The 24280-nt window shown below is 70.7% G+C and carries 21 protein-coding genes and 1 pseudogene; 9 read left to right on the forward strand and 13 right to left on the reverse strand.

Annotated elements, in window-relative coordinates; genetic code table 11:
* The 8 genes and pseudogenes from MMB92_RS06775 to MMB92_RS06810 form a co-directional block, all read right to left on the reverse strand.
* A pseudogene (locus MMB92_RS06775) lies at positions 1-219 on the reverse strand (3-oxoacyl-ACP synthase); the annotation flags it as partial.
* A gap of 8 nt (positions 220-227) precedes the next feature.
* Positions 228-1451 carry a beta-ketoacyl-[acyl-carrier-protein] synthase family protein gene (locus MMB92_RS06780; protein WP_006497414.1) on the reverse strand — a complete coding sequence of 408 codons (1224 nt, stop codon included), beginning with the start codon at positions 1449-1451 and terminating at the stop codon, positions 228-230.
* A gap of 63 nt (positions 1452-1514) precedes the next feature.
* On the reverse strand, positions 1515-2408 hold the full coding sequence (locus tag MMB92_RS06785; protein WP_006497413.1) for a polysaccharide deacetylase family protein: 894 nt from the start codon (positions 2406-2408) through the stop codon (positions 1515-1517).
* Positions 2405-4873, reverse strand: a complete 2469-nt coding sequence (locus MMB92_RS06790; protein WP_212136527.1) for an MMPL family transporter — start codon at positions 4871-4873, stop codon at positions 2405-2407. Before MMB92_RS06790 ends, MMB92_RS06785 begins: the two co-directional genes overlap by 4 nt.
* Positions 4873-5517, reverse strand: coding sequence for an outer membrane lipoprotein carrier protein LolA (locus MMB92_RS06795; RefSeq protein WP_034201364.1), 645 nt, complete (start codon positions 5515-5517; stop codon positions 4873-4875). The genes MMB92_RS06790 and MMB92_RS06795 overlap by 1 nt, the downstream gene beginning before the upstream one ends.
* On the reverse strand, positions 5514-6497 hold the full coding sequence (locus MMB92_RS06800) for an acyl-CoA synthetase (protein WP_006497410.1): 984 nt from the start codon (positions 6495-6497) through the stop codon (positions 5514-5516). Before MMB92_RS06800 ends, MMB92_RS06795 begins: the two co-directional genes overlap by 4 nt.
* Entirely contained in the window at positions 6494-8251 is a 1758-nt protein-coding gene (locus tag MMB92_RS06805) for an acyl-CoA synthetase family protein (protein WP_277562611.1), read from the reverse strand. Before MMB92_RS06805 ends, MMB92_RS06800 begins: the two co-directional genes overlap by 4 nt.
* A 59-nt stretch (positions 8252-8310) precedes the next feature.
* Positions 8311-8964: a hypothetical protein gene (locus tag MMB92_RS06810; protein ID WP_212126196.1), complete on the reverse strand. Its 654-nt coding sequence runs from the start codon at positions 8962-8964 to the stop codon at positions 8311-8313.
* 545 nt (positions 8965-9509) lie between these two features.
* Between MMB92_RS06810 and MMB92_RS06815 the strand changes: the two genes are divergently transcribed.
* From MMB92_RS06815 to MMB92_RS06835, 5 genes are all read left to right on the forward strand, one after another.
* The gene (locus tag MMB92_RS06815) at positions 9510-9794 is read left to right on the forward strand and encodes a phosphopantetheine-binding protein (RefSeq protein ID WP_006490634.1); all 285 of its coding nucleotides are present in this window, start codon (positions 9510-9512) and stop codon (positions 9792-9794) included.
* A gap of 69 nt (positions 9795-9863) precedes the next feature.
* A complete protein-coding gene (gene fabG, locus MMB92_RS06820) occupies positions 9864-10580 on the forward strand; it encodes a 3-oxoacyl-ACP reductase FabG (protein ID WP_006497407.1) in 717 nt (238 codons plus the stop codon).
* Between the two features lie 37 nt (positions 10581-10617).
* Positions 10618-11922: an endoribonuclease L-PSP gene (locus MMB92_RS06825; RefSeq protein WP_205672598.1), complete on the forward strand. Its 1305-nt coding sequence runs from the start codon at positions 10618-10620 to the stop codon at positions 11920-11922.
* A 125-nt stretch (positions 11923-12047) separates the two neighbouring features.
* Positions 12048-12830, forward strand: coding sequence for a glycosyltransferase family 2 protein (locus MMB92_RS06830; protein ID WP_059720728.1), 783 nt, complete (start codon positions 12048-12050; stop codon positions 12828-12830).
* Positions 12831-13032: 202 nt separating this feature from the next.
* On the forward strand, positions 13033-13794 hold the full coding sequence (locus MMB92_RS06835; RefSeq protein WP_006477817.1) for a M48 family metalloprotease: 762 nt from the start codon (positions 13033-13035) through the stop codon (positions 13792-13794).
* A gap of 111 nt (positions 13795-13905) precedes the next feature.
* Here the strand turns inward: MMB92_RS06835 and MMB92_RS06840 are convergent, their stop codons facing one another.
* From MMB92_RS06840 to MMB92_RS06855, 4 genes are read right to left on the reverse strand one after another with little or no spacing between them, the layout of a single operon-like run.
* Positions 13906-15606, reverse strand: a complete 1701-nt coding sequence (locus MMB92_RS06840) for a lactate permease LctP family transporter (protein WP_006488730.1) — start codon at positions 15604-15606, stop codon at positions 13906-13908.
* A gap of 48 nt (positions 15607-15654) precedes the next feature.
* Positions 15655-17100 (reverse strand): LutB/LldF family L-lactate oxidation iron-sulfur protein, encoded by a 1446-nt coding sequence (locus MMB92_RS06845; RefSeq protein ID WP_006488727.1) that lies wholly within the window; start codon positions 17098-17100, stop codon positions 15655-15657.
* Complete coding sequence (locus MMB92_RS06850) at positions 17097-17822, reverse strand: lactate utilization protein C (RefSeq protein ID WP_124675356.1); 726 nt, start codon at positions 17820-17822, stop codon at positions 17097-17099. The genes MMB92_RS06845 and MMB92_RS06850 overlap by 4 nt, the downstream gene beginning before the upstream one ends.
* Positions 17819-18616 carry a (Fe-S)-binding protein gene (locus MMB92_RS06855; RefSeq protein ID WP_059720727.1) on the reverse strand — a complete coding sequence of 266 codons (798 nt, stop codon included), beginning with the start codon at positions 18614-18616 and terminating at the stop codon, positions 17819-17821. The genes MMB92_RS06850 and MMB92_RS06855 overlap by 4 nt, the downstream gene beginning before the upstream one ends.
* Positions 18617-18744: 128 nt before the next feature.
* Between MMB92_RS06855 and MMB92_RS06860 the strand changes: the two genes are divergently transcribed.
* The 3 genes from MMB92_RS06860 (at position 18745) to MMB92_RS06870 (ending at position 22300) form a co-directional block, all read left to right on the forward strand.
* A complete protein-coding gene (locus tag MMB92_RS06860) occupies positions 18745-19461 on the forward strand; it encodes a FadR/GntR family transcriptional regulator (protein WP_012492411.1) in 717 nt (238 codons plus the stop codon).
* A gap of 202 nt (positions 19462-19663) precedes the next feature.
* Positions 19664-21286 (forward strand): phospholipase D family protein, encoded by a 1623-nt coding sequence (locus MMB92_RS06865; protein WP_060263657.1) that lies wholly within the window; start codon positions 19664-19666, stop codon positions 21284-21286.
* 240 nt (positions 21287-21526) lie between these two features.
* Positions 21527-22300 (forward strand): class II aldolase/adducin family protein, encoded by a 774-nt coding sequence (locus MMB92_RS06870; protein WP_060214814.1) that lies wholly within the window; start codon positions 21527-21529, stop codon positions 22298-22300.
* A gap of 30 nt (positions 22301-22330) precedes the next feature.
* On the opposite strand, the gene MMB92_RS06875 is transcribed toward MMB92_RS06870, so the two are convergent.
* A complete protein-coding gene (locus MMB92_RS06875) occupies positions 22331-23332 on the reverse strand; it encodes a hypothetical protein (protein WP_080323518.1) in 1002 nt (333 codons plus the stop codon).
* Between the two features lie 489 nt (positions 23333-23821).
* Between MMB92_RS06875 and MMB92_RS06880 the strand changes: the two genes are divergently transcribed.
* Positions 23822-24256: a CHRD domain-containing protein gene (locus tag MMB92_RS06880; RefSeq protein WP_006487921.1), complete on the forward strand. Its 435-nt coding sequence runs from the start codon at positions 23822-23824 to the stop codon at positions 24254-24256.
* Positions 24257-24280: the final 24 nt, after the last annotated feature.

Below are 24280 nucleotides of genomic sequence, written 5' to 3' on the forward strand. Positions count from 1 at the left end.
GCCGCTCGCGGCCACCGCCGCGTGGCCGACCGCGAGCGCGGCGCGCACGACGGGGCCCGTGCGACGCCGCTCGGCGGACGGCAGCCCGGCGGGCGGCGGCAGTTCGGTGCGGGCGGCCGCGTAGGGCGCGCGGCCCGCGAGCACGTCGGCCGCGTGCGGCCAGTCGGTCAATCCCGGCCCGACGAGGCCGATGCTCTCGATGAACGCGGTGAGTGTCATGGCGGGCCTCAACGGCGGGCGCGACCGGCCACGTGCCGGGCGCGGCCGAGGATCAGGCTGCAATTCGTGCCGCCGAAGCCGAACGAATTGGAGAGGACGGCGCGCACGCGCGTGTCGCGGCTCGCGAGCACGTAGTCGGCGACGAGCGCCGGGTCGGGCTGCGTCGTGTTGACGCCGGCCGGCACGAACTGCTCCTGCAGCGCGAGCGCGGCGACGATCGCCTCCAGCGCACCGGCCGCGCCCAGCGTGTGGCCGGTCGCGCCCTTCGTCGAGCTGCACGGCGTGCGGGCGAACAGCGCGCCGAGCGCGCGGCTTTCCGCTGCATCGTTGCTCGGGGTCGCGGTGCCGTGCAGGTTCACGTAGTCGATATCGTGCGCGCCGAGGCCGGCGGATGCGAGCGCCTGCTCGATCGCGGCGCGCGCGCCGAGCCCTTCCGGATGCGGCGACGACATGTGATGCGCATCGCTCGATTCGCCGATGCCGAGCAGCAGGATCGCGTCGTCGTCGAGCGCAGCGGGCGGGTCGGGCACACGTTCGACGAGCGCGAACGCGGCGGCCTCGCCGATCGAGATGCCGTCGCGTGCCGTGTCGAACGGCCGGCATGGCCGGCGCGACAGCAGTTCGAGCGAATTGAAGCCGTACAGCGTCGTCAGGCACAGCGAATCGACGCCGCCGACGACGGCCGCGTCGATCAGCCCGGCCTCGATCATGCGGCGCGCGGAGCCGAACGCCTTCGCGCCGGACGAACACGCGGACGAGATCGCCATCGCCGGCCCGCGCAGCGCGAAATACGCGCGCACGAACGCGGCCGGCGAATACGGGTTGTGCGTGTGCGCATAGCGGAAATCGGCCGGCAGCGCGCCGCTCGCCGGATCGCGGCGCTGGTACGCACGTTCGGTTTCGAGGATGCCGGCCGTGCTCGTGCCGACGAATACGCCGATGCGTGCGGCGCCGTAGCGCGCGGCGGCCGCCGCGACGCGGGCGTCGAAGCCGTCCTGCGTCAGGCCGAGTTGCGCGAGGCGGTTGTTGCGGCATTCGAAGTCGGCGAGATCGGCGCGCACGGGGTGCGCATCGACGCCGTCCACCGCGCCGATCCACGTGTCGAGATCCGCGCGCTCGAAGTTGCACGGCACGAGCCCGCCGCGGGCGCGGCGCAGCGCATCGAGGGTCGCGTCGAGGCCGCGGCCGATGCAGCTGGTGGCGGTGAAGTGCGAGAGCAGGAGAGGGTTCACGAGGGTCGCATCCGGTGGCCGGAACGGGCGCCGCAGCAGAGCTGGCAGGCGCGCCGTTCGCGGTCAGATTTTATCAAACGGGGGTGCCGGCACGCGCGGCTGGCCGGGCGGTTCGGGCGGTTCAGGCGCGAGCGCCGCGCGCAACGTGGTCCAGTGCAACTGCGCGTCGGCGGCCGCGCGCAGCACCGCGTGCAGCACGTCGAGCACGACCGGTTCGCCGCGCGCATCGCGTGCGGCATGACCGTCGTGGACCAGCAGGATGTCGCGCGCCTCGAGGCCGTGCAGCAGGCGGCGCGTGACGGTCGCGGCGTCGCGCGCCCGCGTGTCGAAGCCGCGCCGCGTCCAGCTCGCCAGTTGCAGCCCGAATTCGCACAGCACCGGTTCGAGAAACGGATTGCGCAGGCCGGCCGGCGCGCGGAAGAACAGCGGGCGCGTGCCGGCGATGTCGGTCAGCGTCTGCTGCGCGGCCGCGATCTCGCGCCGCAGCGCGGCCGGCCCCGACAGCGAGAACGTATGGCGGTGCCGCTGACTGTGGTTCTCCACCGCGTGACCACGCGCGACGATCGCCTCGATCCACCGCGGATGGCGGCGCGCGAGATCGCCGATGCAGAAGAACGTCGCACGCGCGTCGTAACGGTCGAGCAGGTCGAGCACGCGCGGTGTGACGTCCGGGTCCGGGCCGTCGTCGATCGTCAGCGCGATGCGGCGGCCCGCGCCGGCCGGCAGGCGCGTCCAGTTCGGGCCGAGCAGCGTGCTGCGCGGCCACAGGCCCGCCGCGGTCAGCGCGAGATGCGATGCGACCGCGCCACCGACGGCCCACGGCCACGTGGCCGGTTGCGCGACCACGGCGGCGGCCGCGCCCGCGTGCAGTGCCGCGGCGCCCGCGATCAGCGGCGTCGGCTTCCAGCGGCGTGCGTCGCCGGCGTGGCGCGGCGGCATGGACGACGACGCGTTCATGCGCGGCCTCCGCGTTCGCCATGACCGATCGTCGCCGCGGCGCGCGGCGCGAGAATCGCCGCGAACGCGAGCGCGAGCATCGCGCCGGGGCCGACGGTCAGCCCGAAGGTTTCGAGCAGCGGCACGCGCGACAGCGCGAGCAGCCCGAAGCCGGCGACCGTCGCGAGGTTCGCGATCAGCAGCGATACCAGCGTGTACGGCGTGACGGGCTGCGCATCCGCGCGCCGGCAGAAGAACAGCGCGTAGTTCGAGCCGACCGCGACGATCAGCAGCATCCCGACCAGGTGCAGGATCGTCAGTTGCACGCCGGCGAGCGCGAAGCCGGCCGTCACGACCAGCACGGCCGCGACGAGTGGCGCAAGGGCGCGCGCGGCGCGGCGCGGCGAGCGCAGCGCGATCAGCAGCAGCACGGCGATCGCGGCGAACCCCGCGAGCGACAGCCGGATGTCCTCGTGCACGTAGCTCACGTACAGGCGATCGGCTTCGGCCTTCATGTCGACGAACAGCGCATCGGGCACGCCCGCGCGCGCGACGGCGGCGCGAATCGGCGTCGCATCGAGGCTCGACGCCGGTTGCGCGGTGCGTGCGGCGTCCGGCGCACGCAGCGGCAGCATCGCGCTCCAGCGGCCGTCGCGTTCGGTCAGCAGCGCGTCGACGGCGAGCGCCATCGACGTGCCGTGCAGGTCCGCGCGCGTCAGCAGCGGCGCGTGACGCGCGGCGTCGACGTCGGTGAGGAACGGCGCGAACAGGTCGGGCTTCACCGCGATCGGCTGGTGCGCGACGGCATCACGCATCCGCGCGGCAAGCGTGTTCGCATCCGGCAGGCTCGCCTGGCGGGCGCGCTGCGCGGCGTCGCTCGGCAGGTAGCGGGCCGGATTGTCGAAACCGCCGAGCGTGCCGCGCTCGACGAGCGGCTGCAATTGCGCGGCCACTTTTTCCGCGCCTTCTAGTGCGGCCTGTTCGGTCGGCGCGGTAATCACGACGAGGTAGCGCACGTCGGGCGCGCCGACGTCGGCGCGCAGCCGGGCGTCGAGCGCCTGCGCCGGTGCCGGTACGGGGCTGAGCGCGGCGAGCTCGCGGCTCCACAGGCCGTCGCGATGCAGCGCGAGCGTCGCGCAGGCGGCGACCACGAGCACCGCGAGCGGCCAGCGCAGCCGCGGCGCGGCGTCGGCCGCGCGCGCGAGCACGGCGCCGACGCGCGAGACGTCGCGGATCGCGACATGCTCGCCGCGCAGGTGCGGCAGCACGAAGCGCGTGACGAGCGCGGCGGCCGTCAGGCCGACGATCGAATACAGCCCGAGCTGCACGAGGCCCGGGAAGCCGGAGAACAGCATCGACGCGAACCCGCACACCGACGTCAGCACGCCGAGCCGGATCGTCGGCCAGTACGCGGCGACCCACGCGCGCGTCGCGTCGGCCGGGTGTGCCGTGCCGCGCGTGCCGGCCTGCGCCGATTGCACGAACAGGTAGATCGAATAGTCGACGGCTTCGCCGATCAGCGTCGTACCGAACCCGAGCGTCAGCCCGTGGACCGTGCCGAACGCGATGCTGACCGCCGCGATCCCGGCCGCGACGCCCGTCAGCACCGGCAGCAGGCCGAGCGCGAGCGTGCGCGGCGACCGGTACAGCGTGAGCAGCAGCGCGACGATCAGCACGACGCTCGCCGTCGACAGCCGCTCGACGTCGTGCCGGATCGTGTCCCGCGTGTCGACCGAGAACACGCCGGGGCCGGTCATCGCGAGCGTGGTGCCGGCCGCATTCGGCACGGCCTGCGTCGCGGCCGCGAACGCGCGGCGCACGGCGTCGATCGCGCGGGCCTGCGCATCGGTATCGGAGCCGGCGGCGGCCGTCTGCACGACCAGCACCGCGCGCGTGCCGTCGCGCGACGCCCACACGCCGTCGCGGCTCGCCGGTTCGGCCGCGCTGTCGAGCCCGTCGACGAGCGCGGCGACTTCGCCGGTCGGGTCGCGCGGCAGCATCGCCTTCGCGACGAGGCCGGCCGACGAACTCAGCAGGTCGAGGCTGTCGCCGAGCGCCTGGTGCAGGCCGTCGGCGCTGAAGCGCTGCGGCGTGACGGCCGGGCTCAGCAGGTAGCGATGAGCGAAGACGAATTGCCGGTCGCGCGCGTCGTTCGCGGCTTCGCCGTTGTGCACGGCCGCGAACCGCGGATCGGTGCGCAGCGTGCCGGCGACGCGCCGCGACAGCGCGGCGCGCGTGCCGGCATCGCCGCCGTCGATCGCGACGAGGATCAGGCGCGACACGATGCCGTCGCGCAACTGGTCGACGAGCACGCGCTGCCCGGCGCTCGGCGCATTCGGCAGGAACGCGGACAGGTCGGCCGTGAACTGCGCGCGCCCGATCGCGACGCCGCACGCGACGAGCGCGAGCAGCCACACGAGCACCGCGCGCTGCCGCCACGCGGGTGGGCGACGCGTGACGGGCGAGGGGCGCGTACGATCGTCCATCAGTTCGCGTGCGCCGCGACGGGTTGCAGGCGCATCACCGAACGATCGCCGTCGGCCTGCCGGATCGCGACGCTGCGCAACACGTCGCGCGTGCCGTCGAGCGTGATCGTGCTGACGACCTTCAGCATCCGCGAGTCGAGCGGCGTGAGCGTCAGCGTCCAGTCGTCGCCGCGTCCGGCAAGGGCGACCTTGTACACCTGTTCGAGCGCGAAGCGGTTGCCGGCGAGCGTCGCGCGGATGCTGTCGATGAACGCGCCGAGTTCCGGATAGCGCGCGAGCGCGAGCGTGTATTTGCGGTTGTTGCGCTCGACGGTGAGCATGTCGCCGTCGACGACGAGGTGTTCGGGCGTCGGGCGCAGCGTGTGCTTTTCCAGATGATCCGGCGCGACGAACACCAGTTCGCCCGACGATTCGATCGGCTGCGTGGCGATCGACAGGGTCTTCGTCTCGGTGAAGGTCGCGCGGCCCGACTTGTGCTGCGCGAGCGTCGACATCAGCCGGTCGAGGGTCCAGGCCGTTCCGGTATCGGCCGCGTGCGCGGGCACGGCCAGCGCGATCGCGGCGGCGGTGGCGGCGACCACGCGGATAACACCGGCGATGCGGGGCGACGAAAACGGGAGCAGGCAGCGGCGAACGGCGGTCATGCGTCGGAATCCCTCGTGGCGGGCAGGTCGGCGCCGGCGTGCGCCGCCTCGCGGCGCGCGGTTGCGGCCACGGCATCGCCGCCTTGCCAGAAATCGAAATAGTTGAACCAGTTGTACGGCGCCGCGCGGCAGTACCGGTCGAGCAGCGCGACGTAGCGCGCGAGCGCCGCGTCGACCGCCGCCGCGCGCGCATCGCGCCGCACGTCGGAGAAATCGGCGAGCGTCTCGAAGTGCACATCGTAGCGGTTGCCGTCGCGATAGAGGCCCGTCATGAAGATCACCGGGCGCTTCAGCATCGCGGCCATGTAAAGCGGCCCGAGCGGGAACGCGGCCGGCGCGCCGAGCAGCGGCACGCGCCGCAGCGACGCGGCCGCGTCGTCGAGCAGCGTGCGGTCGGCGAGCATGCCGACCATGCAGTTCGCGTCGAGGCGCTCGCGTACCTTCAGCATCGAGTCGACCTGGCCGAGCGGAATCACCTCCGGCTGCGCGGCCGGGTTCACCGCCGCGAGCGTCGCGTTGATCTTGCGCGCGTTCTTCTCGTACATCGTGACGACCACGCGCAGGTCCGGATGCGTGCGGCCGATCGCGCGCACGACTTCGAAGCTGCCGAGATGCGCGCCCATCAGGAACGCGCCACGTCCGCCCGCGAGCGCATCGTCGACGAGCGTTTCGCCGTGCAGCCGGATGTCGAACAGGTCGAAGCGCCCGTTCATCAGATACACGCGATCGTGGATCGTCGCCGCGAACGTGAACACGTGCCGATAGACGTCGCGCCAGCGCGCGGGGCGCCCGAGCACGCGGCGCAGGTAGTCGCGCGACGCCGCGCACGCGGCCGGCGAGAACAGCACGAAATACGTCGCGATCAGGTGCAGCACGATACGCGCGCGCGGCCGGCCGAAGCGCAGCGAGATCCACGTCATCACGCGCAGCAAGCCCGCGTTGCTGCGCTCCTGGCGTTCGGCCCATGCGGTGCGCTTCATGGCTGCGCGCCATCCTGCACGGACGGTGGTGCTGACAGCACGCCGGTCGCGACCTCGCGCGACCCGGTGCGCACCGTGAAACGGATCGCGCCGCTGGCCGCCGCGTCGTACGCGAGATCGAGCGGTTCGCCGGGCGCGACCGGGCTCAGGAATTTCGCGGACCCGAGCCGCCACGCATGCAGCGGACGGTTCATCGCCGCGCCGATCATGTGGATCGCGTGATCGAGCAGCACGACGCCCGGCACGACCGGATGGCCGGGGAAGTGGCCGGGCAGCGCGGGGTGATCGGCGGCAATCGTGAACGCGAGCGCGGACGAGGGCGTGCGGGCCGGGCCGCGTCCGGCAGGCGGCGTGGGCGTCGCGCCCGCGGCACGCGCATGTTGCGCCACGAGCGCCGCCAGCACGTCGCGCGGCAGCTTGCCCGTTTCGTTGCGCGGCAGCGCATCGACGAACACGAGCGGGCGCGGCATGAACGCCGGATCGATCCGCTCGCGCAGCGCGCGTTGCAGATCGGCGGCCGAGAGCGTCGGCGCGACGACCAGCGCGACGAGCCGCGTGACCGGCTCGAGGGCGGTGTCGCCGTGCGCCGGCGCGGCTTCGTCCGGCATGAAGAACACGCCGTCGACCACCTCCGCGATCGCGTTGAGCTGATGGTTCAGGTACGCGAGCGACGTGCGCTTGCCGGCGATGTTGACGAGGTCGGCCTTGCGGCCGTGCAGCAGGAACCGGCCGTCGCCGAGCAGTTCGAGCGCATCGCCCATCGGCACGGGCGCCTCGACGTGCCCGCCCGATACCCACACGGTCGGCCCGCTGTCGTCGCCGTCCGGTGCGTCGCGGGCATCGAGCCGGATGTCCGGGAACCGTTCCCACGCCGCGCCTTGCGACGTGCGACGGGTCGCGATCTGACCGGTCTCGGTGCTGCCGTAGATCTCGACGAGCGGCGCGTCGAGCGCGGCCTCGGCTTCGCACGCGAGCTTTTCCGACAGCGGCGCGGTGGCCGACAGCACCAGCGCCGCGCGCGGCAGCGCATGGCCGGCGGACAGCAGCGCGCGCAGGTGGATCGGCGACGTGACGAGCACGCGCGGCTGCGGGAGCGCGTCGAGTTCGTCGCGAATGTCGCTCGGGTAGAACGGCTGGCGGTTGCTGAACGCGAGGCCGCCGATCAGCGCGAGCAGCACCGTCGACTCGAAACCGTACATGTGTTGCGCGGGCACCGTGCCGATCAGCGTCGCCGCACGGCCGTCGAGCAGCCCGAGCCGCTCGGCCGCCGCGCGCACGCAGCCGACCAGGAAGCCCCAGGTCTTGCGGTGCGGCACCGGCGCGCCGGTCGAGCCGGACGTGAACACGTAGGCCATGATCCGCGCCGCGTCGATTTGCGGGACGGCGAACGGCGCATCGGCCGCCGGTTCGCCCGGCGCGGCGTCGGGATACGCGAAGCGCGGCAGGTCGATCGCGCAGTCGGGCGCATCGTGCAGGCAGAACGCATCGGGCGCGAACGACGCGAGCTGGCGGACCATTTCCGGCGTGTGCGTCGACGGCAGCAGGCTGATCTTGCCGGCGACGAGCGCCGCGCACAGGCTGACCGCGAAGCGATAGCGGTCGCGGCACACGTTGAACACGTGGCCGCCGGCGGGCAGCGCGGCGGCCACGCGCGCGACGTCGGCGACGAACGCGCGCACGGTGACGGGCGAGCCGTCGCGCCAGGCAATCGTCTGGTCGGGCGAGGAATGGAATACCAGCGGGTGAGTCGGCATAAATCGGTCAAGACGGGAACGAAGGCCGGCGCGGCCATGGAGCCGCGCCGGTCATGAATTCATCGCGAGGCCTGCGATGCGTGGGTCGACGCGCGATACGCGCGCACCGCGTCGACCATTCGCGGCCGCGGCTCGTGCGGCAGCGCGACACGTCGGCACGCATGCTCGGCGGCGAACATCACGGCGACGAGCGGCAGCGACAGGTAGTTCGCGAAAGTCGACCACGTGACGATCGGCGCGGTCGCGAACAGCAGCGTCGACACGGCGGCGGTCGCGACGAAGAACAGCGTCCACGCGAGCGTGATCCGGCGCGTGTAGCGCGCGACGGCCGGCGTGACGGTGCCGTGGATCATCGCGGCGAAGCGGGTGCACAGCGGCACGTCGCCGGCCACGAGCGTGCGGCCGAACAGCAGCGCCATCGCGACGTTGAAGCTCGCGTGCTCAAGATACAGGCCCCATTCGAAGTGCTGAGCGAGCGGCGCGCGCGCGGCCCACAACGCGGCGGCGGCCAGCAGCCATGCCGGCACGAGCCACGCGCGCCGCGGCGAGCGCAGCGCCACGCCGAGCGCGAGCAGCAGCGGCGGCACGAGCGCCATCGCGAGGCCGACGCCGTGCGCGCCCGGTGTCGCGCTCGCGTAGTGCGCGCCAATCTGGTACGCGGCCACGGCGCCGACCGCTGCGACGCCGCGCACGACGGGCAGCAGCCGGCTCATCGACGGCCTCCGGGCGCACGGCGCGCGCACCGGCCGGCGGCCGGGCTGCGGCGGCTGACGGGCGGGCGAACCGGAACGGGGCGCAAGGGCGGACGCGGCATCACTGGAAACATCGGGCGGATCGTGGCCGGACGCGGGGTCGGGCCGTCAAACATCATATGAATGGCGGCCGGGACGCGAGTCCGGGCCGATGGTCGGGCACGCTCATTTTAGGGCCGCGGCGGGGCGGCTTCGGGCCGCCCGCGACCGGGTTTTGTAACCGATTGTATGGCACCGGGCGAACGGTTTCGCGGGGTCGGTCCATTTCCACCCAAAGCGGCTCAAGCGTCTCGTCCATTCCCGTGCGCAACGGGCCGCGGCGCCGGCTAGCGAGTCTGTAACCATTCGCGGTATACGACCCGATACCCATCGTCTAGAATCCGCGTAACTTTTACAAACGATCCCCACATGACGCAGGCGGGGAAGCCGGCAGACGCCGGAGGGACGGAGATTTGCACGCGCCGGGCGTGCACGACGGTTGCCGTTTCCGGGCGCCTCCCGCTGCCATGGGCCGCCTGCCCGCACGCATGATGAACGCACTGGAACAAGAGCTCGCCACGCTGATCATCGGCGAACTGAATCTCGAAGACGTCCCGCTCGAAACAGTGACGGCCGACACCCCGCTGTATGGCGAAGGTTTCGGGCTCGACTCCATCGACATCCTGGAAATCGCGCTGCTGATCTCGAAGAAATACGGCTTCGAACTGCGCTCGGACAATCCGGACAACCAGACGATCTTTGCGACGCTCGGTGCGCTGGCTGCCTACGTCGCCGCGCATCGCACGAAGTGACGGCGTCGCTCGGCGGACGATGCGCGACGGCATCGATCGAGGGGAAAACGCGATGAACGGAGCAAGGCGATGCGGGCGCTCGTGACGGGCGGCAGCGGTGTGCTGGGGCAGGCGATCTGCACGGCGCTCGCGCAGGCCGGCCATGAAGTGTGGGTGCATGCGAACCGCCATCTCGCGCAGGCGGAGGCGGTCGCGCAGCAGATCGTCGCGGCCGGCGGCGCCGCGCACGCGATCGCGTTCGACGTGACCGACGCCGACGCGACGCTCGCCGCGCTGCAGCCGTTCATCGACGATGCGCCGGTGCAGATCCTCGTCAACAACGCTGGCATCCACGACGACGCGCCGATGGCCGGCATGTCGCGCCGGCAATGGCACAGCGTGATCGACGTGACGCTCAACGGCTTTTTCAACGTCACGCAGCCGTTGCTGCTGCCGATGATCCGCACGCGGCGCGGACGGATCGTCAACATCGCATCGGTGGCCGGCGTGACGGGCAATCGCGGGCAGGCCAACTACGCGGCCGCGAAGGCGGGGCTGATCGGCGCGACGAAGTCGCTGTCGCTGGAGCTCGCGTCGCGCGGCATCACCGTGAACGCGGTGGCGCCGGGCATCATCGCGTCGCCGATGGCCGAACAGGCGTTTCCCGCCGAACGCATCAAGCAGCTCGTGCCCGCGCAGCGCGCGGGCCGGCCCGACGAAGTCGCGGCGATGGTCGCGTATCTCGTGTCCGACGCCGCGGCCTATGTGACGGGGCAGGTGTTGTCCGTCAACGGCGGGCTCGCATGACGAAGCGCGCCGCGTGGGCCTGACGTAACGCAACGCGGTGCAGGGCCGCGTGATCGCGCGGCCCGTGCCGCATCGTGAGGAAATCGAAGTGTCCGTGCATCCAGTCGACGCCGAACGGCGTCCGTGTCCGATGTTGCCCGCCGCCGCGCCTGCGGCCGCGCCGTTCGCGCACGGCGGCGGCCGCGCGCTGCGGCTCGTCCAGGCGAGCCATGCGAGGCTCGTCGCGCTGCTGCACGATGCGCGCGGCCGGGATGACGGATTCGATCGCGTGTTTCCCGGCGCGCTGGGCGCGGTGTGCATCGGCGCGGCGGGAACACCGGACGCATCGCGCGCGGCCGCCATGGCGCGGATGCTGACCGATGCCGCGCCCGGCCTGCCGGTCGCACCGGTACAGATGGCGCTGCTCGGCGCCGACGTCGCACCGGACGATGCGGTCTGCGAAGTGTGGCAATGCGATGCGCACGACCTGCGCAGCGAACGGCGCGGTGCGCTGCATTACCGCTACAGCGAAGCGGCGGGGCTCGTGTTCGGCAGCCTCGTCGTGCACGAGACGGATGCGGCGGACGACGCGCCGCGCGACGGCGGCACGCCGCTCGAACGCGCGACGTTCGACGCGTACCGCGCGCTGTTCGAGCTGCTCGATACGCTGGGCATGCCGCATCCGCTGCGGATCTGGAACACCGTGCCGGCAATCAATGCGGTGCAGTTCGGGATCGAGCGCTATCGTCAGTTCAATATCGGCCGTCAGCAGGCGTTCGACGCGTGCCGCCGCGCACTGACGGGCGGCGTGCCGGCCGCGTGCGCGCTCGGCTCGGTCGTGCCGGTCGCCGGCGATGCGTCGCCGGCCGCGCCGCTCGCGATCCATTTCCTCGCGAGCCGCACGCCGGCCGATTCCATCGAGAATCCGCGCCAGGTGAGCGCCTATCACTATCCGGCGCAGTACGGCCCGCGCGCGCCGACGTTCGCGCGCGCCGCCGCGTGGGCCGACGGCGACGCGACGCCGGTGCTGTTCGTCTCGGGCACCGCGAGCATCGTCGGGCACCGCACCGTGCATCGCGGCGACGTCGTCGCGCAGACGCGCGAGACGGTCGCGAACCTCGCGGCGGTGCTCGAGCAGGCCGCGCGGCAGGGGCACGGCCCGTTCTCGCTCGCGGACCTCGGCTATCGCGTCTACGTGCGCGATGCAGGCGACCCCGCGGCGCTGGCCGCGATCGGCCGCGTGCTGCGCGAGGCCGCCGGTCCTCACGTGCGGCCGCTGTTCGTGCATGCGGACGTGTGCCGCGACGACCTGCTGGTCGAGATCGAGGCCAGCGCCGGTCATGCGATGGAGTGGCTGTCATGAAGCGCGAGAGCCTCACGATCCGGCCACCGGTCGGGCAGGCGGCCGGGGTCGACGAAGCGTGCCGGCGTTCGTCGGCCGGTCATACACTTTTGTCAGGATCCCCGTCTTCGTCATCGGCTGTTTCCATGTTCAAGCTGCACGCGTCGCCCACTCATCTCGTCCTGATTCCGAGCTACAACCCGGGCGCCAAGGTCGACACGACCGTGCGCCATGCGCGCGCGCAGTGGAACCCGGTGTGGGTCGTCGTCGACGGCAGCACCGACGGCAGCGCCGAACGGCTGCAGGCGATGGCCGAGCGCGATCCCGGCTTGCGCGTGATCGTGCTGCCGGAGAATCGCGGCAAGGGCGCCGCGGTGCTCGCGGGGCTCGACGCGGCGGCCGCGAGCGGCTTCACGCACGTGCTGACGATGGATTCCGACGGCCAGCATCCGGCCGACCTGATTCCCGCCTTCATGGCGGCATCGCAGGCCGCGCCCGATGCGATGGTGCTCGGCGTGCCGAAGTTCGACGCGAGCGCGCCGCAGTTGCGCGTGCAGGGGCGCCGGCTGTCGAACGCGTGGGCCGACCTCGAGACGCTGTGGGCCGGGATCGGCGATTCGCTGTACGGTTTTCGCGTGTATCCGGTCGCGCCGCTGGCGGCGATCATGCGGCGCCAGCCGTGGATGCGCGGCTTCGACTTCGATCCCGAAGCCGCCGTGCGGCTGTGCTGGGCCGGCGTGCGGCCGATCCGCATCGACGCGCCGGTGCGCTATTTCGGCCGGGACGAAGGCGGCGTGTCGCACTTTCACTACGGCCGCGACAACGCGCTGCTCGCGTGGATGCACCTGCGCCTGTTCGCCGGCTTCGCGATGCGGCTGCCGATGCTGGTCGCCCGGCGTCTGACGCGGCGGCACGACCAGACGGCCTGAGCGAAGAGCCGGCCGTTTCCTTCGCGGTCGCCGCCCCGCGTGCGGCGATTACCCTGCTTTTCGTCGCCAATCCGGTGCCGGATCGCCGCGTCATGTCAATCCACCGAGTAATGAACGTGTCATCCGATGTAAACATCTGGTAATTTTCTGCCGGATTATGCAAAATCGCCGCTCCCAAATACAACTATCGAGGGATTCCGGGATGCAACTCAAGAAAGCGGTGGCGGCGTGTGGCGTGGCGTTTCTGTTGAGCGCATGCGGCGGGGTACAGAGCCTTGACGCGAACAGCCTGACGTCGGCGGGGACCAACCTGTACAAGGCAGCGACGCTGTCGGACAGCGACATCGCCGCGCTGTCGAACGAATCGTGCAAGTCGAGCGACGCCGAATCGAAGATCGCGCCGGCGAACAGCGCCTACGCGAAGCGCCTGACGAAGGTGATGAAGGGCTTCGGCGACATGACGCTGAACGGCCAGAAGATCAACTACAAGGTCTACCTGACCAAGGACGTCAACGCGTGGGCGATGGGCAACGGCTGCGTGCGCGTGTACAGCGGCCTGATGGACATGATGAACGACGACGAGCTGCGCGGCGTGATCGGCCATGAAATGGGCCACGTCGCACTCGGCCACTCGAAGAAGGCGATGCAGACCGCATACGCGGTGAGCGCGGCGCGCAGCGCGGCCGGCGCGGCCTCGCCGGGCGTGGCGGCACTGTCGAGCTCGCAGCTCGGCGACATCACCGAGAAGTTCATCAACGCGCAGTTCTCGCAGTCGCAGGAAAGCGCGGCCGACGACTACTCGTTCGACCTGATGAAGCAGAAGGGCATGAGCCAGAAGGGCCTCGTCACCGGCTTCCAGAAGCTCGCGCAGATGGACGGCGGCCAGAGCTCGATGATGAGCTCGCACCCGTCGTCGGCGAGCCGCGCGCAGCACATCCAGGATCGCATCGCGAAGGGCAGCTGATCGCGCGGCGGAGCGCCGGCCGTTCGCGCCGGCGATCGGCAAGCGACATGAAAAACCCCACGCTCGTGGTTCGGGCGTGGGGTTTTGTTTCGGGCCGTGCCTGCGCGCCGCTTACGGCACCATCCCCGGCAGCACGTACGCCTGCACGAGCGTGATCAGCCCGACGATCACCGCGAACAGCAGGCTGTGCCGCACCGTGAAGCGGAACAGCTCGGATTCCTTGCCGACGAGGCCCGTCGCCGCGCACGCGACCGCGATCGATTGCGGCGAGATCATCTTCGCGGTCACGCCGCCCGTCGTGTTCGCGGCGACCGCGAGCGTCTCCGGCACGCCGAGCTGATGGGCGGTGGCCTGCTGCAGCGAGCAGAACAGCGCGTTCGACGACGTGTCCGAGCCGGTCAGGAACACGCCGAGCCAGCCGAGGAACGGCGAGAAGAACGGGAACGCGGCGCCGGTCCCGGCTAGCATCAGCGCGAGCGTCGACGACATCCCCGAGTAGTTCGCGACGAACGCGAACGCGAGCACGAGGCCGATCGACAGGATCGGGCGCGTCAGTTCCTTCAGCGTCTCGCCGAACGTGACGCAGGCGTCGCGCGGCTTCATCCGCAACAGCGCCATCGAGATCAGCGCGGTCACGAGAATCGCGCTGCCGACCGCCGACACGAGATCGATCTTCAGCACCGCGTCGAGCGCCTTCGGCGTCGCGGCGATCGGCGCGGTCTTCACGACGAGCTGGTCGAGCCCGGCCACGTGAAATTTCAGCACGGTCGACGCGAGCGCGCCGTGCGCGGCGAACAGCGCCTTGAACGGTGCGATGCTCCACACGGTGACGACGGCCGTCAGGATCAGGAACGGCGACCACGCGCGCACGGTCTGCGCGAGCGTGTACGGCGACGGCTGGCGGCTCGTGCCGGAGCCGTTGCCGCCTGTACCGAACCCCGCGAGCGCCGCACCGCCGCCGGACGCGACGATGCCGCCCGCCGTCTGCTTCGCGCGGCTCGGCTGCCAGACCTTCAGGAACGCGGCGAGCGCGACGAGGCTGACGAGCGACGACGTGATGTCCGGCAGCTCGGGCCCGATGTGGTTCGACGTGAAGTACTGCGTCACCGCGAAGCTGCCGCCCGCCACGAGCGCGGCCGGCCAGGTCTGCCGCACGCCGCGCAGCCCGTCCATCATGAACACGAGCCAGAACGGCACCGCGAGCGACAGCAGCGGCAACTGGCGGCCGGCCATCGCGCCGATGTGGAACGCATCGATGCCCGTCACCTGCCCGGCGACGATGATCGGGATGCCCATCGCGCCGAACGCGACCGGCGCGGTGTTCGCGATCAGGCACAGCCCGGCCGCGTGCAGCGGCTTGAAGCCGAGGCCGACGAGCAGCGCGGCGGTGATCGCGACGGGCGCGCCGAAGCCGGCCGCGCCTTCGAGGAACGCGCCGAACGAGAAGCCGATCAGCAGCATTTGCAGGCGCTGGTCGTCGGTGATCGACAGCACGGACGCGCGGATGATGTCGAACTGGCCGGTCTTCACGACGATCTTGTACAGGAACACGGCCGCGACGATGATCCACGCGATCGGCCACAGGCCGTACGCGAAGCCGAAGCCGGCGGCCGCGAGCGCCTGCGGCACGGGCATCCCGTACGCGAGAATCGCGACGCCGAGCGACAGCAGCAGCGTGATCGCGGCCGCGACGTGGCCCTTCATCCGCAGCGCGGCCAGCGCGACGAAAAAGAAGATGATCGGAATCGCGGCGACGAACGCCGACAGCCCGAGGCTGCCGAGCGGGGTGTAGATCTGGTGCCAAACCTGCATGGGTGTCTCCTCCATGGATTTATCGGGGTACGGGTTTGAAAGCGGGTGCTATTCGGGCTGGCCGCGTGCGCGCAGCAGGTCGGACAGGCTGCGCGGCGCCGGTTCGAGCGGCGTGCGGTGCTGCGTCCAGCCCATCTGTTTCGCGGGCGTCAGCGCGCGCAGGCGCGTCGCGGTCCAGCGGAAGGCGCGGTACGCACGCGGATGCGCGAACGCACCCGACCAGAAGCGCCACACGAGTTCTTCCGCGCGGTGGTAGTTCGCGCCCTGGCCGCGCAACGGATGCGCGACCGGCTCGTCGGGCTTGCGGTTCGCTTCGGTGCGCAGCCGCACGAGCAGTTGCGGGATCGGGATCCGCACCGGGCACACCTCGCCGCAGGCGCCGCACAGCGTCGACGCGGTCGGCAGGTCGGCCGTCGCGTCGAGGCCGAGCAGGTGCGGCGAGATGATCTTGCCGATCGGGCCCGGGTAGGTCGTGCCATACGCGTGGCCGCCGATGCGCGTATAGACGGGGCAGTGATTCATGCACGCGCCGCAGCGGATGCACTGCAGCGTCGCGCGCAGTTGTTCGTCCGCGTACGCCTGCGTGCGGCCGTTGTCGAGCAGCACGAGATGCAGCTCGCGCGGGCCGTCGCGTTCGCCGTCGCGGCGCGGGCCGGAGATCAGGTTGAAGTAGGTCGTGATCGCCTGGCCGGTGGCCGAGCGCGTGAGCAGGCTCGACAGCGGCACGATGTGCTCGAGCTTCTCGACGACCTTCTCGATTCCCATGATCGCCACGTGCGTGTCGGGCACCGTCGTCGACAGGCGGCCGTTGCCTTCGTTCTCGACGAGCCACAGCGTGCCCGTGTCGGCGGCCGCGAAGTTCACGCCCGACAGGCCGATGTCGGCTTCGGCGAACGCACGGCGCAGCGCGCGCCGGCCGGTCTGGATCAGTTCGTCGACGTCTTCCGTGTAGCGCGTGCCGGGCAGGTGCGCCGCGAACAGTTCGGCGATGTCGCCGCGGGTCTTGTGGATCGCCGGCATCACGATATGCGACGGCTTTTCGCCCGCGAGCTGCACGATGAATTCGCCCATGTCGGATTCGATGCAGTCGACGCCGTGCTCCGCGAGGTAATGGTTCAGCTCGATTTCCTCGCTCGCCATCGACTTGCCCTTGATCACGCGGCGCGCCTTCTTTGCCTGCGCGATGCCGAGCACGATCGCGTTCGCGTCGGCGGCGGTCTCGGCCCAGTGCACGTGCACGCCGGCTTCGGTGAGCTTCGTCTCCAGCCGTTCGAGCAGCACGGGCAGTTGCGCGAGCGCATGCTGCCGCACGGCTTCGCCGAGATCGCGCAACCGTTGCAGCTCGGTGTCGTCGGGGAACTGCGTCGCACGCTTGCCCTGCAGGAAGTCCATCGCGCCGCGAAAGCTCTGGCGCAGCGCCGGATCGTCGAGCGCGGCGCGCGCACGGGTCTTGAAGTCGCCGGGGGCGACGAATTGCAGCGGGTGGTTGCTCATCGCGGCAGGTCCTCGCAGGCGGGGGCGGCCGGCGGCGCGGCCGAATCGGTGACGATCACGACCCACAGGCGGCGCGGGCCGTGTGCGCCATAGGCGAGCGTCTGCTGGATGTCGGACGTCTTCGACGGGCCCGATACCAGCACGAGATTGGTCGGCATGCCGGCTTGCCAGCGTTCCGCGTGCACGGCGGCGTGCAGGTCCGCATGCACCGTGTTCGCGTGAACGAGCGCGATGTGCAGCGGCGGCACCAGCGACACCGTGCGCGGCGTGCCGGCATCGGGCGCGAGCACGACGGTGCCGGTGGCCGCGATGCCCGAGCGCGCGACGGTGAAGCCGGCGTCGATCGTGTCGAACAGTTCGGCCTTCCATGCGTCGATCGGCCGGTCGAACGGTACGGGTGCGACCGTCTCGGGCAGCGCGCGGGCGAGCGCCGCGGATTCGGCGCGGGCCGGGTCGAGCAGCAGGCGGCGCACGCCGGCGTCGGCGAGCCGCGCGGCCAGCTGCGCGGGCCATGCGTCGGCGCTCGCGCACCAGACGTCCGCGTGCGAGGCGGCGAGCGCGGTCTGCATCGTCTGCGCGAGTGCCAGAGGATCGGGCGCGACCCGCGTACGCCGTGCCGCGTAGTGTGTGTCGATGCGCGCGTCGAGTGCAGCGGCCGCGTTCGTCGCGACATCCGGGGCGGCCGCGCGCAGCCGCGCGAGGATCGCGTCGCGCGCGCTCATTGCGATTCTCCGCGCAGCGAGCCGGCGCCGGCCGTGCGGCGCCACAGGAAGCTCGCGAGATGTTCGACCGGCAGCGGCGCGCCGGCCTTGGCCGCGGCGTGGCCGATGTTCAGCAGGCAGCCGCAGTCGGCGGACACGAGCCGGTCGCAGCCGGTCGCGCAGGCCGACGCGACCTTGTCGCGCACCATCGCGCCGGAGATGTCCGGATGCTTCAGCGAGAACGTGCCGCCGAAGCCGCAGCATTCGGATTCGCGTTCGTGTTCGATGCGCGTCACACCCGGCAGCGCGTCGACGAGCGCGACGCCGTGCACGCGCGTGCCCATCTCGCGCCGCGCCGCGCACGACGTGTGCAGCACGACGCGTTCGTCGGGCCCGGCGCCGGCCGCGATCGCGTCGAGCCGTACGTCGAGCACGTGGACGAGGAATTCGGCGAGTTCGTAGGTCCGCTCCGCGATCGCGCGCGCCTTCGGGCCGTGAACGGGATCGTCGGCGAACAGCGCCGGCCAGTGGTGCCGGATCATGCCCGCGCACGAGCCGGACGGCACGATCACCGGCCACGGTTGCGCGAACAGGTCGAGCTGCGCGGCCGCGACGCGGCGCGCTTCGTCGGGGTTGCCGCTGCTGTAGGCCGGTTGCCCGCAGCAGCTCTGGCCGCGTGGATAGTGGACCGTCAGGCCCTCGCGTTCCAGCAGGCGGACCGCGTCGAGTCCCGCTTCGGGGACGAACAGGTCGACCAGGCAGGTCGCGAACAGATAGACGTGCGCGGGGGCGGTGGGGTACGGCCTTGGGTTCATGTCTCGCTCCAAAGGCGACGGCCCGGCATGCGGAGCGTCGATTTCGCTGCATAATTCCCGCGTCCGCGCCGTAGCTCAAATTGGTTGGGCCAATCGGCGCGGCACGCATTCCGCGGGGAGACGCGACGATGGCAGCGATGACGGCACGGGGCCGGACCGAAGTGGTGATGCGCAAGATCGAGACGGCGCTGCTCGACGGCACGTGGCCGGCCGGCGCGCGGCTGCCGGCCGAGCGCGTGCTCGCGCAGCAGTACGGCGTCGCGCGCAATACGGTGCGCGAGGCGACCCAGCGGCTCGTCGCGCGCGGGCTGCTGCAGAGCCGGCGCGGCGCGGGCGTCTACGCGACGGACCAGTTGCGCGCCGGCATCGCGTCGCCGTGGGGCCAGCTGGTCGCCGATCATCCGGCGCTGCGCGACGACATCCTCGAATTCCGCCGCGTGCTGGAAGGGGCGACCGCCTATTTCGCCGCGCTGCGGGCCGATGCGAACGACCGGCGCCGGATCCGCGCGCTGCTGCGCGAGCTCGAAACCGCGCACGCGAACGACGACGCGGCCGTCGAGGCCGCGACCGACGCGAAGCTGCACGAGGCGATCGCGCTCGCGTCGCACAACACGATGTTCCTGCACCTGCATACGAGCGTGATCGGAATGTTGCGCGAGCACATTTCGATCAACGTGGCCGGGATGACGATGGAGGACGAGCAGGCATCCGAGTTGCTCTTGCTGCAGCACCGGGTCGTGTGCGAGGCGATCTGCGCGCAGCGGCCCGAGGAGGCGCGCACCGCGATGCAGACGCATATCGACTATGTGCGCAGCCATTTCGAACGCAGCGGCGATACGTCGTGAGATTGGTCGGACCAGTGACGGCGGCAGCCCGCGCGGCGGCCGGTCGCGCATCGCGCGCCACCCTGCCCGGCGCGCGGTGCGGCTGCGCGGCCCGCGCGATTGACCGGTTCGTCGGGCGCCTACTAGAATCGACCGGAACCGCTTGTCAGCCGCGCGCCGCGGCGATGACGTGCCCATTGATCCGACTGTCGAGGAAGCTTCCGTGCTCACGTCCTTGATCCGGCGCGCACCGGTCGCGCTGTCGTGGCGCGCCGCCTGCCGCCAGGCCCGCGCGCTGGTCGTCTGCGCGCTGCTGCCGCTCGCTGCGTGCGCGACGCATCCGCCCGCCACCTCGCTCGATCGCCCGGTCTCCCACGCGTTGTCCGCCGATACCGCGACGCCGCTGCGCGATGCGCTGGCCGCGCCGGAAGCCGCGCATCCGGGGCAGTCGGGCTTCCGGCTGCTGGCCGACGGCGCCATCGCGTTGCAGATGCGCATCGCGCTCGCGCGAGCGGCGACGAAGACGCTCGACATGCAGTACTACATCGCGACCGAGGATACGACCGGCAAGCTGCTGCTCGGCGCCGCGCTGTACGCGGCCGATCGCGGCGTACGCGTGCGGATGCTGGTCGACGACCTGAACTTCGACGATATCGACCGCGTGATGGCCGCGCTGAATACGCACCGGAACATCGAGATCCGCGTGTTCAACCCGTTCGGCGCGTCGCAGCGCGGCATGGTCGAGCGCACGACCAACTTCTTCACGCGGATCGACAGCTTCACGCGCCGGATGCACAACAAGGCGATGATCGCCGACAACCAGATCGCGATCGTCGGCGGCCGCAATCTCGGCGACGAATACTTCAGCGCGAGCCCGACGCTGCAGTTCCGCGATCTCGACGTGCTCGCGGCCGGCCCGGTGACGAACGACATCTCGAAGAGCTTCGACGACTACTGGGCGAGCGCGAGCAGCTATCCGTTGCGCGTGCTCAATCATCAGACGTTCGATCCGAAGGATCTCGACGCGATGCGCGACGAGCTGCGCGACCACTGGCGCAAGAACGCCGATCCGTACAACGCGAAACCGCTGAACGCGACGCCGCTCGCCCGGCAGATCGCGCGCGACGAACTCGAGCTCGTGTGGGCGCCGGCCGAATTCGAGGTCGATGCGCCGGACAAGGTCGCGCGGCCGACCGGCACCTACGTGAGCCCGCCGATGCAGCGCCTGGCCGAGCTGACGCGCGGCGCGCAGAAGGAATTCCTCGCGTTCTCGCCGTACTTCGTGCCGCACGACGCCGGCGTGAAGATCCTCGGCGACACGACCGCGCGCGGCGTGCGCGTCGCGATCGTCACGAATTCGCTCGCGGCGACCGACGCGGTCGCGGTGCAGGCCGGCTATGCGCCGTATCGCATGCCGTTGCTGCAGCGCGGCGTCGAGCTGTACGAGTTCAAGTCGCAGCCGGACCAGCAGCCCGCGCGGCTGTTCGGTTCGCGCTCGCGCGCGAGCCTGCATGCGAAGGCGTACGTGATCGACCGGCAAATCCTCGTGATCGGCTCGCTGAACCTCGACCCGCGTTCCGCGTACCTGAACACCGAGCTCGCGCTCGTGATCCACAGCCCGGTGCTCGCGCAGCAGGCCGCGGCGATCTTCGCGCGCGTGACGCAGCCGGACGAAAGCTACCGCGTCACGCTCGCGAAGCGGACCGACGGCAGCCCGCCCGCGCTCGAATGGACGGGCACCGACGGCGGCCAGCCCACCACCTATCACGTCGACCCGCATGCGGGGCTGCTGCGCAACGTGATGACGGGCATCTTCACGCTGCTGCCGGTCGACGACCAGTTGTAAGGGCGGGAACGGCTCCGGCAAAACCCGCGATACCGGTGCGCGGGGAAAGGTGATATGGTTGTGCGCGCAACGATATGTGAATCGTGAGGGCGCCGCCGGTCCGCTCGCACCATGCGGGCCGGAACGCGCCGAACGGCGTGCCGCCGCACGGGCGTGTACGCACCGCGCGCGCCGGCACACGATGGACGATGCGCGCCGCCATTCGCCCGGGGCCGCGCGCCCTCGCAACCGGAGTTCCTCATGCTACGTGTACCGAACCAGCCGTTCACGCGTCCCGCGCGCTTCTCCGAAGCCGAATGGCAGGCGCGGGTGCAGCTCGCGGCCGCCTACCGCATCTTCGATCATCTGGGCTGGACCGAGCTGATCTATAACCACATCTCGTTGCGCGTGCCCGGCGAGGACGGTCATTTCCTGATCAACCCGTTCGGGCTCCATTACCGCGAGGTATGCGCGTCGAATCTCGTGAAGATCGACATCGACGGCAACGTGATCGGTCATTCCGACTGGCCGATCAATCCGGCCGGCTTCACGTTCCACAGCGCGATCCATGCGGCGCTGCCCGATGCGCACTGCGTGATGCACGTGCACACGACGCCGACGATGGCCGTGTGCTGTTCGCGCGACGGGCTGTCGTTCTCGAATTTCTATTCGGCGCAGCTGTACGGGAAGATCGCGTATCACGACTTCGAAGGCATCACCGTGCATCTCGAGGAAGGCCGGCGCATCGTCGGGAGTGCGGGCGGGCGGCCCGTGCTGCTGTTGCGCAACCACGGACCGGTGACGATCGGTGCGACGCTCGCGCAGACGTTTTCGCTGATGTGGCTGCTCAACCGCGCATGCGAGGTGCAGGTCGCGACGCATGCGATCGGCGACGCATTGCCGATCGCGCCGCCAGTGCTCGAAGGGTGCGTGCGCGATTCGCTGAATTTCGATCCGAAGCATGGCGCGGGACAGGACGCGTTCGACGCGCTGCAGCGTATCGTCGACCGGATCGATCCGGGCTACCGCGCGTGACGCGGGCGGTAGCCTGATGAGGGTGCCGGGCTAGAACCGGTAGCCGACGCCGGCCTGGATCACGTCGGTGTCGCGGTCGTAGCGCGTGACCACGCGGTTCCAGGTGACGCGCGTGAGCCAGCGGTCGGAGATCCGGTAACTGGCCGAGATCGACACGATGCCGGAGAACCGGCCGTCACCCGGGCCCGGCTGGCCTTCGCGGTTGCGCTGGTTGACGGTGAAATACGCGCCGGCGCCGGCCGACAGCGTGACCTTGTCGTTCAGGAACGCGCGCGTGAGCCACAGCTCGGACGCGATGCCGTTGCGGCGAACCGACTGCTTCGCGCCTTCGTACATCCACGTCGCGGTCCAGTCGAGCGAACGCGTGAGGCCGCGCCGGTATTCGATGCTGCCGCCGAGCGTCGACGGCGACGAGCGGCTGTTCAGAATCGTCTCGCCGAGCATCGCCGTGACTTCGTTGTGCGTGACCTTGCGCGTGCGCGGCAACGCGGTGTCGCGCGGGCCCGGCGTGTCGGGCGCATCGAGCTGATAGCCGACGCCGAACATCACCGACGTCGTGTCGGGCCCGCCGAACACCTGCGCGCGGTTGACCTGAAGCTGCGCGATCCAGCGGTGCGACGTGTAGTACGCGGCGCGCACGCTCATCAGCACGCCCCAGCCATGCGTATTCGAGTAGCCGCGGCCTTCGGCGGCCGGCACCGTGTCGAAGTAGCGATACGGGCCCGCGCCGGCCGACAGCACCAGGCGGCGGTTCGCGAGCGGCACGCGGCCCCAGAACTGCACTGCCTGGCCGTCGCGGTGATGATTCGGAATGTGCCCTTCGTTGTACCACGTGAAGCCGAGCGCGGTATGCGGGCTCAAGCCTTCCTGGTAATCGAACGCCCAGGAATACGTGCGTTGGCCGCCGCCCCACAGCGGGCCGGTGAACAGCGCGAATTCCTGTGCGTCGACGGGCGCGCCGTAGAGCGCGGCGACGGAGCAGAGACCGGCCACCAGCGGGCGGACACGGGCGGGGCGGGTCGGGCAGGACATCGGGAGACGGGCCGGCACGGTTCACTTCTTTCCAGTCACGACAACACGCGGTCATTGTCCTGCGCACGAAAACACGTGTCGACCCGGCTGCGCGCAATAACGTATTACGCACATCGGGACAACATGCGGGTTGCGGTAGTGGTCGACACGCGTTTCGATCGCGACGTGTGCGCGACGAAGCATGATTCGTCCTGCTTGATGATAAGCAGGGCCAAAACGCGGCGTTCGCGCGCGGCATTCCGCTTGCCGTTCGAGACACGCAAAAAAAACGCGACCGGGGTGGCCGCGTGAATACTCGCAGACTCCTTCGGACGAAGGAAACAAGCAACTGTGAAACGAAGTGTAGCGAAAGCCCGTGCACGGATTCAGGGGCCGTGCTGCAAAGGTCTCTTCCAGGTTTCGGCAGGCTGCCGGAGCGGGCGCCGATCGACTACCATCACGGGTGACGCCGCCGCCCGGGCGGCGTACCACGTCGTACAAGGAGAATCCATGCTCAAGCTGCGTTTGCTCCAGGTCGCGTTATGCGCGGGCGTGCTGGCGGCCGGCAGCGCCGCTGCCGAAACGGTGCGCCTGTCCGCCAGCCTGCAGCCGTCGAGCGAAGTGCCGCCGACGGCGACCAAGGGCTCGGGCGCCGTCGCCGCCACCTACGACACGGCCACCCACATGCTGCAGTGGACGGTCACTTACGAACACCTCACGGGGCCGGCCACGGCCGCGCATTTCCACGGGCCCGCGCCGGTCGGCCAGAACGCCGGCGTGCAGGTGCCGATTCCGAAGGACGAGCTGGCGAGCCCGATCAAGGGTTCGAAGGCGCTCACCGACGCGCAGGTCACCGACCTGATGGGCGGCAAGTGGTACTTCAACATTCATACGAAGGAACACCCGTCCGGCGAGATCCGCGGCCAGGTGATGCCGGCGAACTGAGCGCCGGCGTTTGATATAGAGGCA

Source organism: Burkholderia sp. IO2 (assembly GCF_029522185.1).
GTDB lineage: Bacteria > Pseudomonadota > Gammaproteobacteria > Burkholderiales > Burkholderiaceae > Burkholderia > Burkholderia cenocepacia.

What these genes read in the sequence shown, in the direction of transcription:
- MMB92_RS06810 (WP_212126196.1), bottom strand. Translation starts at nt 8,964, where the DNA reads ATGAGCCGGCTGCTGCCCGTCGTGCGCGGCGTCGCAGCGGTCGGCGCC.
- MMB92_RS06805 (WP_277562611.1), bottom strand. Translation starts at nt 8,251, where the DNA reads ATGCCGACTCACCCGCTGGTATTCCATTCCTCGCCCGACCAGACGATT.
- fabG (WP_006497407.1), top strand. Translation starts at nt 9,864, where the DNA reads ATGCGGGCGCTCGTGACGGGCGGCAGCGGTGTGCTGGGGCAGGCGATC.
- MMB92_RS06800 (WP_006497410.1), bottom strand. Translation starts at nt 6,497, where the DNA reads ATGAAGCGCACCGCATGGGCCGAACGCCAGGAGCGCAGCAACGCGGGC.
- MMB92_RS06795 (WP_034201364.1), bottom strand. Translation starts at nt 5,517, where the DNA reads ATGACCGCCGTTCGCCGCTGCCTGCTCCCGTTTTCGTCGCCCCGCATC.
- MMB92_RS06790 (WP_212136527.1), bottom strand. Translation starts at nt 4,873, where the DNA reads ATGGACGATCGTACGCGCCCCTCGCCCGTCACGCGTCGCCCACCCGCG.
- MMB92_RS06875 (WP_080323518.1), bottom strand. Translation starts at nt 23,332, where the DNA reads ATGTCCTGCCCGACCCGCCCCGCCCGTGTCCGCCCGCTGGTGGCCGGT.
- MMB92_RS06845 (WP_006488727.1), bottom strand. Translation starts at nt 17,100, where the DNA reads ATGAGCAACCACCCGCTGCAATTCGTCGCCCCCGGCGACTTCAAGACC.
- MMB92_RS06840 (WP_006488730.1), bottom strand. Translation starts at nt 15,606, where the DNA reads ATGCAGGTTTGGCACCAGATCTACACCCCGCTCGGCAGCCTCGGGCTG.
- MMB92_RS06860 (WP_012492411.1), top strand. Translation starts at nt 18,745, where the DNA reads ATGGCAGCGATGACGGCACGGGGCCGGACCGAAGTGGTGATGCGCAAG.
- MMB92_RS06880 (WP_006487921.1), top strand. Translation starts at nt 23,822, where the DNA reads ATGCTCAAGCTGCGTTTGCTCCAGGTCGCGTTATGCGCGGGCGTGCTG.
- MMB92_RS06785 (WP_006497413.1), bottom strand. Translation starts at nt 2,408, where the DNA reads ATGAACGCGTCGTCGTCCATGCCGCCGCGCCACGCCGGCGACGCACGC.
- MMB92_RS06855 (WP_059720727.1), bottom strand. Translation starts at nt 18,616, where the DNA reads ATGAACCCAAGGCCGTACCCCACCGCCCCCGCGCACGTCTATCTGTTC.
- MMB92_RS06850 (WP_124675356.1), bottom strand. Translation starts at nt 17,822, where the DNA reads ATGAGCGCGCGCGACGCGATCCTCGCGCGGCTGCGCGCGGCCGCCCCG.
- MMB92_RS06830 (WP_059720728.1), top strand. Translation starts at nt 12,048, where the DNA reads ATGTTCAAGCTGCACGCGTCGCCCACTCATCTCGTCCTGATTCCGAGC.
- MMB92_RS06870 (WP_060214814.1), top strand. Translation starts at nt 21,527, where the DNA reads ATGCTACGTGTACCGAACCAGCCGTTCACGCGTCCCGCGCGCTTCTCC.
- MMB92_RS06815 (WP_006490634.1), top strand. Translation starts at nt 9,510, where the DNA reads ATGGGCCGCCTGCCCGCACGCATGATGAACGCACTGGAACAAGAGCTC.
- MMB92_RS06835 (WP_006477817.1), top strand. Translation starts at nt 13,033, where the DNA reads ATGCAACTCAAGAAAGCGGTGGCGGCGTGTGGCGTGGCGTTTCTGTTG.